The sequence below is a fragment of the Streptomyces sp. NBC_00005 genome, from assembly GCF_045160215.1.
In the GTDB taxonomy this organism is placed as follows: domain Bacteria; phylum Actinomycetota; class Actinomycetes; order Streptomycetales; family Streptomycetaceae; genus Streptomyces.
On record NZ_CP108316.1, the window covers coordinates 8,195,607 to 8,211,233 of the forward strand.

Annotated in this window: 22 protein-coding genes; 19 read left to right on the top strand and 3 right to left on the bottom strand. The window is 70.0% G+C overall.

Features of this window, described 5'->3' with window-relative positions:
* The first annotated feature begins 52 nt into the window (after nt 1–52).
* From sufD to OG303_RS37435, 7 genes are read left to right on the top strand one after another with little or no spacing between them, the layout of a single operon-like run.
* Nucleotides 53–1,234, top strand: a complete 1,182-nt coding sequence (gene sufD / locus OG303_RS37405; protein WP_405874107.1) for a Fe-S cluster assembly protein SufD — start codon at nt 53–55, stop codon at nt 1,232–1,234.
* Nucleotides 1,234–1,554: a non-heme iron oxygenase ferredoxin subunit gene (locus tag OG303_RS37410; RefSeq protein ID WP_405874109.1), complete on the top strand. Its 321-nt coding sequence runs from the start codon at nt 1,234–1,236 to the stop codon at nt 1,552–1,554. Before sufD ends, OG303_RS37410 begins: the two co-directional genes overlap by 1 nt.
* A 7-nt stretch (nt 1,555–1,561) precedes the next feature.
* Complete coding sequence (gene sufC / locus OG303_RS37415) at nt 1,562–2,326, top strand: Fe-S cluster assembly ATPase SufC (protein ID WP_405874110.1); 765 nt, start codon at nt 1,562–1,564, stop codon at nt 2,324–2,326.
* Entirely contained in the window at nt 2,323–3,579 is a 1,257-nt protein-coding gene (locus OG303_RS37420; RefSeq protein ID WP_405874112.1) for a cysteine desulfurase, read from the top strand. Before sufC ends, OG303_RS37420 begins: the two co-directional genes overlap by 4 nt.
* A 16-nt stretch (nt 3,580–3,595) precedes the next feature.
* Entirely contained in the window at nt 3,596–4,063 is a 468-nt protein-coding gene (sufU, locus tag OG303_RS37425) for a Fe-S cluster assembly sulfur transfer protein SufU (protein WP_405874114.1), read from the top strand.
* On the top strand, nt 4,060–4,392 hold the full coding sequence (locus OG303_RS37430) for a metal-sulfur cluster assembly factor (protein WP_028809645.1): 333 nt from the start codon (nt 4,060–4,062) through the stop codon (nt 4,390–4,392). The genes sufU and OG303_RS37430 overlap by 4 nt, the downstream gene beginning before the upstream one ends.
* A 44-nt stretch (nt 4,393–4,436) precedes the next feature.
* A complete protein-coding gene (locus OG303_RS37435; RefSeq protein ID WP_405874115.1) occupies nt 4,437–4,814 on the top strand; it encodes a VOC family protein in 378 nt (125 codons plus the stop codon).
* A gap of 36 nt (nt 4,815–4,850) precedes the next feature.
* Here OG303_RS37435 and OG303_RS37440 read toward each other — a convergent pair whose 3' ends face one another.
* Entirely contained in the window at nt 4,851–5,678 is an 828-nt protein-coding gene (locus OG303_RS37440; protein WP_405874117.1) for an AbfB domain-containing protein, read from the bottom strand.
* 216 nt (nt 5,679–5,894) lie between these two features.
* Here OG303_RS37440 and OG303_RS37445 point away from each other — a divergent pair, with 216 nt between their 5' ends.
* The 3 genes from OG303_RS37445 to dapD all read left to right on the top strand — a co-directional run bounded on the left by OG303_RS37445 (nt 5,895) and on the right by dapD (nt 7,896).
* The gene (locus OG303_RS37445; RefSeq protein WP_405874119.1) at nt 5,895–6,215 is read left to right on the top strand and encodes a DMT family transporter; all 321 of its coding nucleotides are present in this window, start codon (nt 5,895–5,897) and stop codon (nt 6,213–6,215) included.
* A complete protein-coding gene (locus OG303_RS37450) occupies nt 6,215–6,778 on the top strand; it encodes a TetR/AcrR family transcriptional regulator (protein WP_405874121.1) in 564 nt (187 codons plus the stop codon). The genes OG303_RS37445 and OG303_RS37450 overlap by 1 nt, the downstream gene beginning before the upstream one ends.
* 128 nt (nt 6,779–6,906) lie before the next feature.
* Nucleotides 6,907–7,896, top strand: coding sequence for a 2,3,4,5-tetrahydropyridine-2,6-dicarboxylate N-succinyltransferase (gene dapD, locus OG303_RS37455; protein WP_405874122.1), 990 nt, complete (start codon nt 6,907–6,909; stop codon nt 7,894–7,896).
* A 53-nt stretch (nt 7,897–7,949) separates the two neighbouring features.
* On the opposite strand, the gene OG303_RS37460 is transcribed toward dapD, so the two are convergent.
* Entirely contained in the window at nt 7,950–8,453 is a 504-nt protein-coding gene (locus tag OG303_RS37460) for a hypothetical protein (RefSeq protein ID WP_405874123.1), read from the bottom strand.
* 137 nt (nt 8,454–8,590) lie between these two features.
* Here OG303_RS37460 and OG303_RS37465 point away from each other — a divergent pair, with 137 nt between their 5' ends.
* Nucleotides 8,591–9,151, top strand: coding sequence for a SigE family RNA polymerase sigma factor (locus tag OG303_RS37465; RefSeq protein WP_405874125.1), 561 nt, complete (start codon nt 8,591–8,593; stop codon nt 9,149–9,151).
* Entirely contained in the window at nt 9,148–10,368 is a 1,221-nt protein-coding gene (locus tag OG303_RS37470) for a WD40 repeat domain-containing protein (protein ID WP_405874126.1), read from the top strand. The genes OG303_RS37465 and OG303_RS37470 overlap by 4 nt, the downstream gene beginning before the upstream one ends.
* 4 nt (nt 10,369–10,372) lie before the next feature.
* Here the strand turns inward: OG303_RS37470 and dapA are convergent, their stop codons facing one another.
* A complete protein-coding gene (gene dapA, locus OG303_RS37475) occupies nt 10,373–11,275 on the bottom strand; it encodes a 4-hydroxy-tetrahydrodipicolinate synthase (protein ID WP_405874127.1) in 903 nt (300 codons plus the stop codon).
* Nucleotides 11,276–11,437: 162 nt separating this feature from the next.
* On the opposite strand from dapA, the gene OG303_RS37480 reads away from it, so the two are divergent.
* The 7 genes from OG303_RS37480 (at nt 11,438) to OG303_RS37510 (ending at nt 15,623) form a co-directional block, all read left to right on the top strand.
* Complete coding sequence (locus OG303_RS37480) at nt 11,438–11,575, top strand: hypothetical protein (protein ID WP_405874129.1); 138 nt, start codon at nt 11,438–11,440, stop codon at nt 11,573–11,575.
* Nucleotides 11,572–12,246 carry a hypothetical protein gene (locus OG303_RS37485; protein WP_405874131.1) on the top strand — a complete coding sequence of 225 codons (675 nt, stop codon included), beginning with the start codon at nt 11,572–11,574 and terminating at the stop codon, nt 12,244–12,246. The genes OG303_RS37480 and OG303_RS37485 overlap by 4 nt, the downstream gene beginning before the upstream one ends.
* A 159-nt stretch (nt 12,247–12,405) precedes the next feature.
* Entirely contained in the window at nt 12,406–12,819 is a 414-nt protein-coding gene (locus tag OG303_RS37490) for a phage holin family protein (RefSeq protein ID WP_405874132.1), read from the top strand.
* On the top strand, nt 12,816–13,403 hold the full coding sequence (locus tag OG303_RS37495) for a DUF3618 domain-containing protein (protein ID WP_405874133.1): 588 nt from the start codon (nt 12,816–12,818) through the stop codon (nt 13,401–13,403). The genes OG303_RS37490 and OG303_RS37495 overlap by 4 nt, the downstream gene beginning before the upstream one ends.
* Nucleotides 13,404–13,455: 52 nt before the next feature.
* Entirely contained in the window at nt 13,456–14,157 is a 702-nt protein-coding gene (locus OG303_RS37500) for an antibiotic biosynthesis monooxygenase (RefSeq protein WP_405874135.1), read from the top strand.
* 103 nt (nt 14,158–14,260) lie between these two features.
* Nucleotides 14,261–14,872: an ArsR/SmtB family transcription factor gene (locus tag OG303_RS37505; protein WP_405874136.1), complete on the top strand. Its 612-nt coding sequence runs from the start codon at nt 14,261–14,263 to the stop codon at nt 14,870–14,872.
* Nucleotides 14,873–14,888: 16 nt separating this feature from the next.
* A complete protein-coding gene (locus OG303_RS37510) occupies nt 14,889–15,623 on the top strand; it encodes an SRPBCC domain-containing protein (protein WP_405874137.1) in 735 nt (244 codons plus the stop codon).
* The last annotated feature ends 4 nt before the right edge of the window (nt 15,624–15,627 follow it).

Sequence of the window (15,627 nt, forward strand, 5' to 3'; positions counted from 1 at the left end):
TCTGTACAGCAGCTAGCGAAATCTGACGTAGGAAGAGAGCAGACCGACAGCCATGGCTGAGGCTCAGAACATCCCCGTGGGGTCCACCACCGCGGGCCAGATCGCGGTGGCCGCCGAGTCGACCGTCGCCACGCGCATGAGCGCCCCCCCGTCCTTCGACGTGGCGGACTTCCCGGTCCCGCACGGCCGCGAGGAGGAGTGGCGGTTCACCCCGCTGGAGCGCCTGCGCGGGCTGCACGACGGCACCGCCATCGCGACCGGCGAGGGCGTGAAGGTCGACGTCCAGGCCCCCGAGGGCGTCACCGTCGAGACCGTGGACCGTGACGACCCGCGCCTCGGCAAGGCGGGCACCCCGGTGGACCGCATCGCCGCCCAGGCCTACTCGGCGTTCGAGAAGGCCGGCGTGATCACCGTCCCCAAGGAGACGGTGCTCACCGAGCCGATCCGCGTCACCGTGCACGGCGAGGGCGGTGTCTCCTACGGCCACCAGGTCATCGAGCTGGGAGCCTTCGCCGAGGCCGTCGTCGTCATCGACCACACCGGTGACGCGGTGCTCGCCGCCAACGTCGACTACATCCTGGGCGACGGCGCCAAGCTGACCGTCGTCTCGGTCCAGGACTGGGACGACAAGGCCGTGCACGTGGCCCAGCACAACGCCCTCATCGGCCGGGACGCCACCTTCAAGTCGTTCGTGGTCACCTTCGGCGGCGACCTCGTACGTCTGCACCCGCGCGTCGCCTACGCCGGCCCCGGCGGCGAGGCCGAGCTGTTCGGGCTGTACTTCACGGACGCGGGCCAGCACCAGGAGCACCGCCTCCTGGTCGACCACAACACCCCGCACTGCAAGTCGAACGTCGCCTACAAGGGCGCGCTGCAGGGCGAGGCCGCCCACGCGGTGTGGATCGGCGACGTCCTCATCGAGGCCAAGGCCGAGGGCACGGACACGTACGAGATGAACCGCAACCTGGTTCTGACCGACGGCGCCCGCGTCGACTCCGTGCCGAACCTCGAGATCGAGACCGGCGAGATCGTCGGCGCCGGCCACGCCTCCGCCACCGGCCGCTTCGACGACGAGCAGCTCTTCTACCTGATGGCCCGCGGTATCCCGGCCGACGAGGCCCGCCGCCTCGTGGTCCGCGGCTTCTTCGCCGAGCTGGTCCAGCAGATCGGCGTCGACGACATTCAGGAACGCCTCCTCGTGAAGATCGACGAGGAGCTGGAGGCGTCGGTCTGATGTCGGCATTCGTACGCGCCTGCGGACTGAGCGAGCTGGAGGAGGACACCCCGAAACGGGTGGAACTCGACGGCACGCCGGTCTCGGTCGTGCAGACCGAGGGGGAGGTGTTCGCGATCCACGACATCTGCTCGCACGCGAACGTCTCGCTCTCCGAGGGCGAGGTGGAGGACTGTCAGATCGAGTGCTGGCTGCACGGCTCCAGCTTCGACCTCCGCACCGGCAAGCCGTCCGGTCTTCCCGCGACGCGCCCCGTCCCCGTATACCCCGTAAAGATCGAAGGGGACGACGTTCTCGTCTCCCTCAACCAGGAGTCCTGAGGCACCCATGGCAACGCTTGAAATCCACGACTTGCACGTCACCGTCGAGGCCGACAACGCCACGAAGGAGATCCTCAAGGGCGTCGACCTCACCGTGAAGCAGGGCGAGACGCACGCCATCATGGGCCCCAACGGCTCCGGCAAGTCGACGCTCGCCTACTCGCTCGCGGGCCACCCGAAGTACACGATCACCGGCGGCACCGTCACCCTCGAGGGCGAGGACGTCCTGGAGATGTCCGTCGACGAGCGCGCCCGCGCGGGCCTGTTCCTGGCGATGCAGTACCCGGTCGAGGTCCCCGGCGTCTCGGTCTCCAACTTCCTGCGGACGTCCGCCACGGCCATCCGCGGCGAGGCCCCCAAGCTGCGCACCTGGGTGAAGGAGGTCAAGGGGGCCATGGAGCGCCTCAACATGGACCCCGCCTTCGCCGAGCGCAACGTCAACGAGGGCTTCTCCGGCGGTGAGAAGAAGCGCCACGAGATCCTCCAGCTCGAGCTGCTCAAGCCGAAGATCGCGATCCTCGACGAGACCGACTCCGGCCTCGACGTCGACGCCCTGCGCGTCGTCTCCGAGGGCGTCAACCGCGTCCGCGAGACCGGTGATGTCGGCACCCTGCTGATCACGCACTACACGCGCATCCTGCGCTACATCAAGCCCGATTACGTCCACGTCTTCTCCGGCGGTCGCATCGTCGAGTCCGGCGGCGCCGAGCTCGCCGACAAGCTGGAGAACGAGGGCTACGAGGCATACACGAAGGGTGGCGCATCCGCGTGACACAGCTGCCGGGCCTCCTCGACACAGAGGCGATCCGCAAGGACTTCCCCATCCTGGACCGCCAGGTCCACGACGGCCGGAAGCTCGTGTACCTGGACAACGCGGCGACCTCGCAGAAGCCGCGCCAGGTGCTCGACGCCCTGAACGAGTACTACGAGCGCTACAACGCCAACGTCCACCGCGGTGTGCATGTGCTCGCCGAGGAGGCCACGGCGCTGTACGAGGGCGCGCGCGACAAGGTCGCGTCGTTCATCAACGCGCCGAGCCGCGACGAGGTGATCTTCACCAAGAACGCCTCCGAGTCGCTCAACCTCGTGGCGAACATGCTGGGTTGGGCCGACGAGCCCTACCGCGTGGACCACGAGACCGAGATCGTCATCACGGAGATGGAGCACCACTCCAACATCGTGCCGTGGCAGCTGCTCTCGCAGCGCACGGGCGCGAAGCTGAAGTGGTTCGGCCTGACCGACGACGGTCGACTGGATCTGTCGAACATCGACGAGATCATCACCGAGAAGACGAAGATCGTCTCCTTCGTGCTGGTGTCGAACATCCTCGGCACGGTCAACCCGGTCGAGGCGATAGTGCGCCGTGCGCAGGAGGTCGGTGCGCTGGTCTGCATCGACGCCTCGCAGGCGGCGCCCCACATGCCGCTGGACGTGCAGTCGCTCCAGGCCGACTTCGTGGCCTTCACCGGCCACAAGATGTGCGGCCCGACGGGCGTCGGCGTGCTCTGGGGCCGTCAGGAACTGCTGGAGGACCTGCCCCCGTTCCTGGGCGGCGGCGAGATGATCGAGACGGTGTCGATGCACTCGTCGACGTACGCTCCCGCCCCGCACAAGTTCGAGGCGGGCACCCCGCCGATCGCTCAGGCGGTCGGTCTGGGCGCGGCGATCGACTACCTGTCCGCGATCGGCATGGACAAGATCCTCGCCCACGAGCACGCGCTCACGGAGTACGCCGTGAAGCGGCTCGGCGAGGTTCCGGGCCTGCGGATCATCGGCCCGAGCACGGCCGAGGACCGGGGTGCGGCGATCTCCTTCACGCTCGGCGACATCCACCCGCACGACGTGGGCCAGGTTCTCGACGAGGAGGGCATCGCGGTCCGCGTCGGCCACCACTGCGCGCGGCCCGTCTGCCTGCGCTACGGAATTCCTGCGACCACGCGAGCGTCGTTCTATCTGTACTCCACGCCGGCCGAGATCGACGCTCTGGTCGACGGACTGGAGCACGTACGGAACTTCTTCGGCTGAGGGGCGTGCTGAAACCGTGAAGCTGGATTCGATGTACCAGGAAGTCATCCTGGACCACTACAAGCACCCGCACGGGCGTGGTCTTCGGGATGGCGACGCCGAGGTGCACCACGTCAACCCGACGTGCGGCGACGAGATCACCCTGCGGGTGAAGTACGACGGCACGAAGATCGAGGACGTCTCGTACGAGGGCCAGGGCTGCTCGATCAGCCAGGCCTCGGCCTCCGTACTGAACGAACTGCTGGTCGGCAAGGACCTCGCGGACGCCCAGAAGGTCCAGGAGACCTTCCTGGAGCTGATGCAGTCCAAGGGCAGGATCGAGCCCGACGACGCGATGGAGGAGATCCTGGAGGACGCGGTCGCGTTCGCCGGTGTCTCCAAGTACCCGGCCCGGGTCAAGTGCGCCCTCCTCAGCTGGATGGCGTGGAAGGACGCAACGGCCCAGGCCCTGGGCGGGGCCGAAGCCGAAAGGAACACGGCATGAGCGAGACCGTTGAAATGAAGCCGGCCTCGGAGGAAGAGGTCCGCGAGGCGCTGTACGACGTCGTCGACCCCGAGTTGGGCATCGACGTCGTCAACCTCGGCCTGATCTACGGCATCCACATCGACGACGCGAACATCGCGACGCTCGACATGACGCTGACGTCGGCGGCCTGCCCGCTGACGGACGTCATCGAGGACCAGGCCAAGTCCGCCACGGACGGTCTCGTCTCCGAGCTGCGCATCAACTGGGTCTGGATGCCGCCGTGGGGTCCCGACAAGATCACGGACGATGGGCGGGAGCAGCTTCGGGCGCTGGGGTTCAACGTCTGAGTGCCTTCTGCGTGCTTGTGTGAAACGGCCATACCTTTGGAGGTATGGCCGTTTCGCTGCATCACATCGTCGTCGACGCCCACGACCTTCCCGGGCTCGCACGGTTCTGGTGCCAGGTCCTCGACTGGAAGGTCCTGTCCGAGAAGGAACGCGAAGTCGTCATCGGGCCCGACGAGTTCGCGCCGACCGGTATCTGTTTCATGCCGGTGAGCGACCCGAAGTCCGTCAAGAACCGGCTGCACTTCGACCTCGCTCCGGACGACCGGGCGACCGAGGTCGAGCGGCTCCTCGGGCTCGGGGCGCGGCGGGTCGACATCGGGCAGGGCGACGCGGTCGGGTGGGTGGTACTCGCCGACCCCGAGGGCAACGAGTTCTGCGTCCTGCGGCCGAAGACCTCGCTGATCGCCTTCCGGGACGCCTAGTGCCGTGGCAGCAATAGCACGTTCCGAACCCGGCTCTCAGGCCAGTCCGCCCACCAAACGGAACGCCGAATCCGCGCGGTACAGGTCGCTCTGCTGGTACGGGTCCAGTTTGAGCTGGAAGTTCTGGTGGCGCAGGAAGCGGCCCGGGTAGTTCACCGACTCCAGCATGACCGCACCCGAGTACGACGACGCCCGCGGGCAGAATGTCGCGTCCTGCTTGAACAGGGCGGATCCGTCGTTGCGTTCGGAGCGCAGCAGGAAGTTGCGGTGGCGGAGATAGGTGCCGTCGGTCGTCGCGAAGGAGTAACACGACGAGTCGGCCAGGCCCTTGACCGCCTTGAAGGTGGCGTCCTGCCGCGCCGAGGCGGAGGTGATCGGGTCGAGTTTCACGAAGTCGCCGCTCACGTGCCAGTAGCGGTCCGGGTAGTTGACCGAGCGGACGGACCTGTAGGTGGCCGAAGGCTTCGGCTCGGCCGGTGAACTCGCGTGGGACGTCGAGGACTTCGAGGGCTTGGCGCCGCCTGCCGCGGACGGGGAGCCGTTCTCCTGGGGTGCCGTGGAGGTGCTGGGCCGACCCGTGGCCAGACCGCTCTTCCCGGCGGGCTCCGTCGTGGAGGGCGTGGCGAAGGAGATCAGGCCCGGCACGGTCGCGGACTCGGCGGACGACGGGTCCTTCGAGGCGCGTGATGGGCCGTCAGAACCGTTGTCCATCACGGCTATTGCCGTCACGCACGAGACGATCGTGACCAGGGCCAGCGCACCGGCCAGCCAGAGTCTTCGGGTTCCGGGGGGCCGGGACGTGTCGGGGACCCAGCCGTTCTCCCAGGGTTGGTTCGGAGGCGGCTCTGGGGTGGTTTCTGGCATGCGCTGTTCCTCCAGCGGCGCACAAGGCGGTGGCCGGGGGTGAGGGTGGGGTGACTGAGCGGTGAAACCCTAGTGGAGTGGAGCCAGGGTCGGGAGCGGTTTCAGCGAGCGATTTCTATGAAAATTGAACCTCCTCATGCGGAACGCCGGCCCTCACATCCAGCCCGCACGACCGGTGGGGCGCCTGGCGGAGCGCCGTTATGTACACTCGTACGCATGGGATTCCTTGTGCTCCTCGCGGCCATCGCCGCCGAGGTGGGCGGCACTACCGCCATGAAGTTCAGCCACGGCTTCAGCCGGCTGTGGCCCTCGGTGCTGACGATCGTCGGCTACGGCGTCTCCTTCGCACTGCTCGCCCAGACACTCAAGACCATGTCGGTCGGCATGGCCTACGCGATCTGGGCCGGTCTCGGCACCGCCGCCATCGTGGGGATCGGCATGCTCTTCCTCGGGGAAGGGATGACCACCCAGAAGGCCGCCGGGATCGCGCTGATCATCGTCGGGGTCGTGGTGCTCAACCTGGGGGGCGCGCACTGATGGCCCGTCGCTATGACCCCGACCGGCGCCAGCGGATCATCGACGCCGCGATCCGGGTGGTGGGCGAGAAGGGCCTGGCCGGCCTGAGCCACCGCTCGGCCGCCGCCGAGGCGGACGTACCGCTCGGCTCGACGACGTACCACTTCAAGACCCTCGACGAGCTGATGGTCGCCGCACTGCGGCAGGCCAACGAGGGCTTCGCCAAGGTCGTCGCCGCGCACGGCGCACTGGAGGACACCCGGGGCGACCTGGCCGCGGACCTCGCGGGGATCCTGGGCGAGTGGCTGAGCGGCGAGCGCAGCGGAGTCGAGCTGGAATACGAGCTCTACCTCGCCGCCCTGCGCCGCCCCGCCCTGCGCCCCGTCGCCGCCGAGTGGGCCGAGGACCTCACCGACCGGCTCGCCCGGCGCACCGACCCGGTCACGGCACGCGCGCTCATCGCGCTGATGGACGGCATCTGTCTGCAGGTGCTGCTGACGGGGGCGCCCTACGACGAAGGGTTCGCGCGCGAGGCGCTGGCGCGGGTGGTGTCCGGTCCTGCCGTCCCTTCCGGGAAACCGTGAACTCTCCGGTGCACGTCGGGGATGCGGGAGGCGCCCGGCACACCCTGACGAACCAGGGGTGGCCCGGTACCTGAGACACCGCCCCCGGTGGTTGGCCTCCGCACCCTCCCGCCGGTTAGGTTGCCCTCATGACCGACACGACTGCTCCTCGTACCACCGGCGCCGTGGCCACCGGCCTTGCCACGATCGCCGCCGACGGCACTGTTCTCGACACCTGGTTCCCCGCCCCCGAGCTGAGCGCGGAGCCCGGCCCGTCCGGCACCGAGCGGCTGTCCGCCGAGAAGGCCGTGGAGCTGCTCGGCGAGGGCGCCGCGAAGGCGATCGGTGCGGATGCCCGCCGGGGCGTCGAGGTGGTCGCGGTGCGCACGGTCATCTCCACCCTCGACGAGAAGCCGATCGACGCACACGACGTCTACCTGCGCCTGCACCTCCTCTCGCACCGGCTCGTCAAGCCGCACGGCCAGAGCCTGGACGGCATGTTCGGCTTCCTCGCCAACGTCGCCTGGACCTCGCTCGGCCCGGTGGCCGTCGACGACATCGAGAAGGTGCGGCTCAACGCCCGGGCCGAGGGCCTGCACCTCCAGGTGACCTCGATCGACAAGTTCCCGCGCATGACGGACTACGTCGCCCCCAAGGGCGTCCGCATCGCCGACGCGGACCGCGTGCGGCTCGGCGCGCACCTCGCCGAGGGCACCACCGTCATGCACGAGGGCTTCGTCAACTTCAACGCGGGCACCCTCGGCACGTCGATGGTCGAGGGCCGTATCTCCGCCGGTGTCGTGGTCGGTGACGGCTCGGACATCGGCGGCGGCGCCTCCACCATGGGCACGCTCTCCGGCGGCGGCAACGTCATCATCGCCATCGGCGAGCGCTGCCTGATCGGCGCCGAGGCGGGCGTAGGCATCGCGCTCGGCGACGAGTGCGTCGTGGAGGCCGGGCTGTACGTCACCGCGGGCACGCGCGTGACCATGCCGGACGGACAGATCGTCAAGGCCCGTGAACTCTCCGGCGCCTCCAACATCCTCTTCCGCCGCAACTCGGTCACCGGCACGGTCGAGGCCCGCCCGAACAACGCGGTCTGGGGCGGTCTGAACGAGATCCTGCACAGCCACAACTGAGCGGTACGACCACACAGGGCGCCCTCCCGTCGGCAGACGGGAGGGCGCCCTGGTCATGTCCGCAGGGCTGCCGCGAAATCCGCCAGGGCCGTGAAGTCGTCCTCGAGCAGGCCAAGGCGCGGGCTGACGTGGTGCAGGAGGGCGGGCCCGGAGTGGTGGGCGGCCACGAACTCCTCGTCCGCCGGGCCCTGTTCGTCGTCGACCCAGGCGAAGGGCCGCCCCTCGGCGTACCTCACGATCGCCTCCGTCTTCCAGTGCACCCCGTCGGGGCGCAGGGCGAACAGGCCCTCGCCGAAGTCGACGTACGGCAGCTCGGGCAGGCCGACGACGGGGGCGATCCAGCGGTTGGCGGCGTCCATCCACGTCGTGGCCCAGCACAGGTCGAAGTCGAGGGCGAGAAGTGCCGGGCCGTGGGAGGGGCTCAGCCAGACCCGCAGCGCGCGGCCGGGGTGCAGCGCCACCCTGATCGTCGTGTAGCCCTGCGGGCGTCGCTCGGGCTGTGCGGCGTACGGGTTGAGGGGGCCGTCGACGTCGAGGAACAGCAGCGGGCGGCTCACAGGGACAACGTACGGCAGCGAGGACGCGAAGCCGGTGGAAATTTCTTTGCGCGACAGGCATAGCGGCGGGTCGCCGGACGCGTCACAAGGGGCACAGGGGCGGGGCACCGGCCGCCGCCGGGGAAGAGAAGGTGACGATGAATGCCGAAGGGCTGGAGAGTTTCCGTGAGTTCGTCGACAGCAGGTCGTCCGCCCTGCTGAAGACCGCCGTGCTGCTCTGCGGGGGAGACCAGCACGCCGGTGAGGACCTGCTGCAGAACGCGCTCGTCAAGGCGGCCGGGAAGTGGCAGCGGATCGAGGAGCCCGAAGCCTACGTACGGCGGATCCTGTACCGCCAGCAGGTCAGCCGCTGGCGGCTGAAGTGGCGCAGACGGGAGGTCAGCGTCGCCGAACCGCCCGAACGGGGCCCGCACTCCGGTGACACGGCCGCCGCGGCCGAGCTGCGCGTCGTGATGCGCGAGGCGCTCGGCCGGCTCACCGCCCGTCAGCGCACCGTGCTGGTGCTGCGCTACTTCGAGGACCTGCCGGAGGCCGACGTGGCCCGCCTGCTGGGCTGCTCCGTCGGCACCGTACGGTCCACCACCCACCGCTCGCTCGCCCGGCTGCGCGCCCTGGCGCCGGAGCTGGCCGTGCTCGGCCCGGCGGACGCCGAGCTGCTGCCGTCCCGTGACTACTCGCCCGTGGAGGTGCGTCCGTGAACGTCGACGAACTCGTACGCGACGCCCTGCGCGAGCAGGCCGGGGACCAGCTCCCGCTGCCGGCCGGGTTCGCCGACCGCGTCCTCGCCGTCCGCCGGCGCCGCCGTACCCGCAGGATCGCGGCCGTCGCCGCGGCCACGGCGGCCGTGGTCGCCGTCGCGGTGGCCGTGCCGATGCTCGACTCCGGCAAGAAGGACGTACGTCCCTCGGGCGTCGTGGACCGGAAGGAGGTCAACGCCCACCCCGACCAGTCGCCGCCGCGTGACCTGATCTCGGCCGGCGGAACGACCCTGGCCGCGTACTACGTTCAGCAGACGGACAAGGAGACGAAGGACACCGCTGTCAGCCGGCGGACCTACTACCTGTTGAACCCGAAGACGGGCAAGTACGAGAAGACCACCAAGTGGTCCTGGGTCGCCGTCGCGCCCGGCTCGGCGACCGCCGCCGTCCTGGAGCGGGACCTGCCCGCCTCGCGCATCGGTCTGCTCGACCTGGCCTCCGGCGAGGTGAAGCGGTGGATCAAGCTCGACCACGGGGTCGGCGGGCTCGCGTTCTCCCGCGACGGCCGCAAACTGGTCGCGACGACGTACCGCGACAACCCGGACGCACTGTCCAAGACGCAGGGCAGCAAGGACTGGTCGCCGGACATGGAGTCCAGCCGTTCCGGTTTCTACGTCCTCGACGTGGTCTCCGGGAAGGGCCCCTGGACCGAGGTGAAGATCAAGAGCGACCCCAATGACCCCACGGGAGGCAGTTTCCTCAACTCCCGCCAGGACTTCGCCCTCACCGACGACCACCGGCACGTCTGGGCCGGAAACCCGATGGGCAGTATCGGCAAGCAGTTCTGGGACTTCACGGGCAAGGAGGTCTCCGCGCCGGCGGGCGACAAGTACCTGGAGTGGTTCGTCGACGCCGGGAAGTCGCCGAACGGCAAGCTCGTCGCCGGGGACTTCGCCGGCGAGGGGTGGAAGACCGCGTCCTGGCTCGTCGACGCACTCACCGGCGAGAAGACCAAGGTGCGCGGCCAGCAGCTGCTCGCCTGGGTCGGCAACGACAAGCTCATCGCCTGGGACATCGACAAGAACGTCAAGAACGAGTTCCACAACCGGCTCGTGCTGGTCACCATCGGCAGCAACAAGGAGGTGCCGCTCAGCGGCTTCCGTCAGGGCAACGACGCAGACGCCGGACGCTGGGAGCCGGTCTTCGCCCAGCCCTGACCGGTCAGCCGGCCGTGAGCTCCTCATAGGCCGCCAGCAGCCCGTCGACCGCCTCGCGGCCGGCGGGCCGCAGCGGGGCGCGGACCGGGCCCGCGGGCAGGCCGAGTTCGGTGAGCAGGGCCTTGGTGGTGACCGAGCCGGGCAGGCCCGCCGACATCATCGACTCGATGAGGGGTGTGGCGCGTTGCTGGAGGCGGGCGGACACGGGGGTGTCGCCCGCCTCGAACGCGTCGATGACCGCACGGAGTTGCTCCGGAACCACGTTCGCGACCGTGCTGATGTAGCCCGCGCCGCCCACCGCGTACAGGGCGAGGTTGTGCTCGTCGCAGCCCGCGTAGTACGCCAGGTCCGTGCGGGCGAGCACCTTCTGGGCGCCGAGGAAGTCGTAGGAGCAGTCCTTGACCGCCACGATCCGGGGGTGCTCGGCGAGGCGGATGATCGTGTCGGGCTCGATGCGGGTGCCGGTGCGGCCCGGGATGTCGTACAGCGTGACCGCGAGCCCGGAGGAGTCCGCGACCTCGCGGAAGTGCGCCTCCAACGCGTCCTGCGGAGGCCTGCTGTAGTACGGGCTCACCACCAACAGGCCGTCCGCGCCCGCCTTTTCGGCCTGCCGGGCGAGTTCCACGGTGTGCCGGGTGTCGAACGTTCCGACCCCCGCCACGACCGGCGTCCGGTCGCCCACCGCCTCCCGCACCGCCTCGACGAGCGCCGCCTTCTCGGCGTCCGTCGTGGTCGGCGACTCGCCCGTCGTACCGGAGAGCACCAGACCGTCGCATCCACGGGACACCAGATGCCCGGCGAGCCGCTGCGCGCCGTCGAGGTCGAGCGCGCCCTCCTCGGTGAAGGGCGTGATCATCGCGCAGAGGGCGCGGCCGAAGGGAGGGGCGGAGGCGGTGGCAGTCGTCATGGGAGTAGTGTCGGCGCGAGGACAGTGAAGCTCCACTTAATTCTTCTACGGGGTATCGCTAAGCAGAGCTGCGAGATCTGAGACCGGGCGCTATGTCCAAATCGGCCCTTCATGGGTCACCATGGCCAGGATGGTCACCGGCAGCGCGTCATGGGAGGCGACATGAAGCTCGGCAAGGCACTCGCCACAGGAGTCGCGGAGGAGCGGCCCCAGGTGGACGGCCAGGAACCCGAAGAGCTCGAACTCCCCGAGGAGATCAAGGAACTGAAGGCCTCCGAAGAGGTTCCGGCGGCCCGATGAGGCTGCGGCTTCCGGAGGAACGCCCGACGGAGCCGCCGACCGGATACAAGATCGCCCACCCGGTGCTGTCCCAGGACGGCACCCGGGCCGGGTTCACCGGTGTGTCGCTGGGCGGCGCGCTGCCGTACGGAGTGCTGGCCGACGCGTCCTGCGTCTACGGCCTGCGCCACAGGGCACCGCACCGCCGCTGCGACTGCGGCTTCCACTGCGTGCACGACCGCGCGGCGGCCGAGGCTCTGCTGTGCACGGCCGAGCACCGGGCGGCCCTCCTGCTCGAGGTCTCCGTCCTGGGCGCCTACATCCGCTTCGAGCGCGGCTTCCGCTACGCCCGCCAGCGGGTACGGACCGCCACGGTCGGCTCCTGCGCGTGCGGCACGGTCGCCGCGGCACTCGCCGACGCGGGCTGGGGCCGGCCTGGCTGGCGCGCGCTGGCCCCCTCCTGCGCGGGCTGCGTCCGCGGCCGTACGTCCGTCTCGCTCGCCGCGTTCGCGCGGCTGGGCGGGGAGGGGCTGCGGGTGGTGGCCGGCAGCGGCGACGCGCTGGCGTCGGCCGACCTCGGCACGGCCGAAGGGCTCGGCGTGCCCGAACTCGTCGCGGAGGCTGCCCTGTTGCAGGCCCGCCTCGACTGGTTCCAGACCCAGCTCGGACGGCTCGGCGAGCGCGGCGAGTGAGCCGAAGGGGCTCTCGACACCGACTCGACACCGACCGAAGCGCCCCGCAGGCGAACCGAGCCTTGAGCGCGGTCCCGGGGGTGGACGGCAGGGGTAGTCAGGGCAGGTCCGGGTACCCGGGATGTTCCGAGCGAGAGGAACACGCAAGGAGGCGACCCCGTGACCGGGACCATGCACTCCGGGCCGGTGCGCGACGAGCACCGCTCGGTGGGCTTGCTCGTCGGACAGGCCACCGAGCGGCTTTCCCGGCTGGTACGACCGGAAGTGGCCCTCACCAAGGAGGAGTTGGCCGCCAAGGGCCGGCGCGCAGGGCGTGGCGGCGGACTGCTCGGCGCCGCGGGCGCGTTCGCAGGGCTGCTCGCCCTGTCCGGCACGGCCGTCGCCGCCCTCTCGCCGACGCTGTCGGTCTGGGCCTCGGCGCTCATCGCCACGGCGGTGCTGTTGGTGATCGCGGGCCGGCTCGCCGCGACCGGCTACGCCCAACTGTGCCGCGCCGCACCCCCCACGCCCGAGGAGGCCCTCCGCAGCGTCAGGGCCGATGTCGAGGAGATCAGGGAAAGGGTGCACCGATGACGGACAGGGCAGGGGAGCAGGGGCCGGGTGTCGAGGCCGCGCGGGCGGTCGGCGCCAAGGGGCCCGACGAGCTGCGGCGGCAGATCGAGCGGACGCGCAGCCAACTCGGCGAAACAGTGCAGGAGTTGGCGGGCAGGATGGATGTGAAGGGACGCGTGCAGACCCGGGCGGCCGACATTAGGGACAAGGCGGGCGCGATGACCGTACAGCTGCGCAGCACCGCCGCGCAGGCCGGTCACACCGTGCACGAGCGGGCCACGCTGGCGGGCCACAAAGTCCATGACGGGGCGACGAAGGCCGGCCACAAGGTCCACGACGGGGCGACGAAGGCTGGTCACAAGGTCCACGACCGGGCGGCAAGGACCGGTCACCAGGCCCAGGACCGGGCGCTGCGGGCAGGTCACTCATCCCAGGACAAGGCGACGGAGTCCGGGCACGAGCCGGAGCACAGGGTGGAGCACGGTGTGCCGTGGCCCGCCCGCCCCGTCGTCGGGGCGGCGGTGCGGCATCCGCGGCCGACGCTGGTCATCGGCGCGGCCCTGGCCGTGGTCGTGGTGGTGGGGTGGAGGTATCCCAAGCGGTGACGGAACAAGACCTCTTGACCTGAATCTTGGTTGAGGTTGAAGGGTGGTCGGCATGACTCGTCGTACCGACACCCACCCCGACCTCGCCGACCCGCGCATCGGCGCACCCTTCTTCAGCACCTGGCGCGTGGGCACCCCCCTGCGTCAACGGCAGACCGTCGAAGCCGTCGCCGCCGCCTGGGAGCGCCGCCCCTGGCCCGCCGACGGCCTGCTCGGCTACCACGTCTACACGGCCCACGACGCCTCCACGCTGCTCCACTACTCGCAGTGGGCGAGCGAGCAGTCCTACGAGGCCTTCGTCAGGACGCAGCGCCAGGAGCGCGTCGACGAGATCGACACCGCCGTACCCGGCATCGAGCGGCTGGGTTTGGGGCGCTACCGGAGGTACCGGAGCGGCGTCCGGGACGGGGAGACCCGTGTTCTCGGCTGCATCGTCCTCGTCGACATCGAGTTCGAGGGCCCCGATCCCGACCGTCAGCGCGCCTGGGTCGACGCCGTCTTCGAGGCCCTGGAGAGCGAGCCCGCCCCGCACCCCGGCGGTATTTCCGCCCACTTCCACCTCAGCACCGACGGCACCCGCGTCCTCAACTACGCCGAGTGGGAGAGCGCCCTCGCCCACATCGAGGCCCTGTCCGCACCCGGCGACGGCATCGGGTCGTCCACCGCCCAGTGGGAGCGCGTTCAGACCTGGCCGGGGCTGAAGAGCACCACGGTCAGCCGTTACGACCATGCGCTGGGGCTCATTCCCGACTGAGACCCGTCCCCATGGGTCCGGGCCTCTCACCGATGATCCCAGGCCTCTCACCGAAAACTGAAGCCGTCTGGACAAAAAAAGTTTTCGGTGAGACGGTGGACTCATGTTGGACGTGACCGTGATCGAGGACCCCGAGGCCGCCGCCGTCTCCCTGGACCCCATAAGGGCCAGGCTGCTCGCCGAGCTGGCGGCCGGCCCGGCGTCGGCGGCGATGCTGGCCGGCAAGGTCGGCCTGCCGCGGCAGAAGGTGAACTACCACCTCAAGGCACTGGAGCGGCACGGCCTGGTCGAGCTGGCCGGGGAGCGCCGCAAGGGCAATGTCACCGAGCGGCTGATGCAGGCGACCGCGGCGTCGTACGTCATCTCGCCGCTCGCGCTGGCCGCCGTGCAGCCGGACCCCGACCGCTTCCGCGACCAGCTCTCCGCGCACTGGCTGCTCGCGCTCGGCGCCCGACTGGTGCGGGACGTCGGCTCGTTGATCACCGGCGCGACCAAGGCCCGCAAGGGGCTTGCCACTTACGCGCTGGACGGCGAGGTCCGCTTCGCCTCGGCCGCCGAACGGGCCGCGTTCATCCAGGAGTTGACGGCGGGTGTGAGCGCGCTGATCCGCAAGTACGACGCGCCCGGCGCCGAGGGCGGCCGCGATCACCGGATCGTCGTCGCCGTACACCCCACGGTCAAGGGCCAGCAGCCCACCCAGGAACTCGAGCAGTAACAACCAGGAGCCTGCCATGTCCAAGGAATTCGAGATCGCCCGCGAGTTCGAGGTCGACGCCACGCCGGAGGAGGTGTGGGCGGCGATCACCACCGGAACCGGAGGCTATCTGTGGCCGATGGAGCCGCCCGAGCCGCGGGTCGGCGGCACGGGGCCCTTCGGGTCCAGGGTCACCGCCTGGGATCCGCCGCACCGCTACACCAACCGCGTGGAGGACGTCGACGGCATCGCCGAACAGACCCTCAATCAGCTCGACTACACCATCGAGTCACGGGACGAGGGCCGGCGCGCCTGGGTGCGGTACGTGCACAGCGGGATCTTCGTCGACGACTGGGACAACCAGTATGACGGCGCCGCCAGGCACACCGACTTCTATCTGCACACCCTGCGGGAGTACCTGGTCCACTTCGCGCCCCGGCCCGCCGCGTTCGCCACCTTCGACGGACCCGAGGCCTCGAAGGCCGCCGACGCGCTCGCCGCCGTCGGACGGGCGCTCGGCGTCGGCGAGGACGTGGCCGCCGGAACGCGGGTGACGGTCCAGGGACCCGACGCGTTCGACGCCGTGGTCGACTTCCGCAACCCGTACTTCATCGGACTGCGGACGGACCGGGGGCTCACCCGCTTCTTCGGGCGCAACCACTGGGGCCACCCGGTCGGCATCTCCCTGCACGACTTCACGCCGGGCGCCGACATCAAGGAGTGTGAGGCCGCCTGGCAGGGCTGGCTGAACGGAGTGTTCAACCAGCCCTGATCCA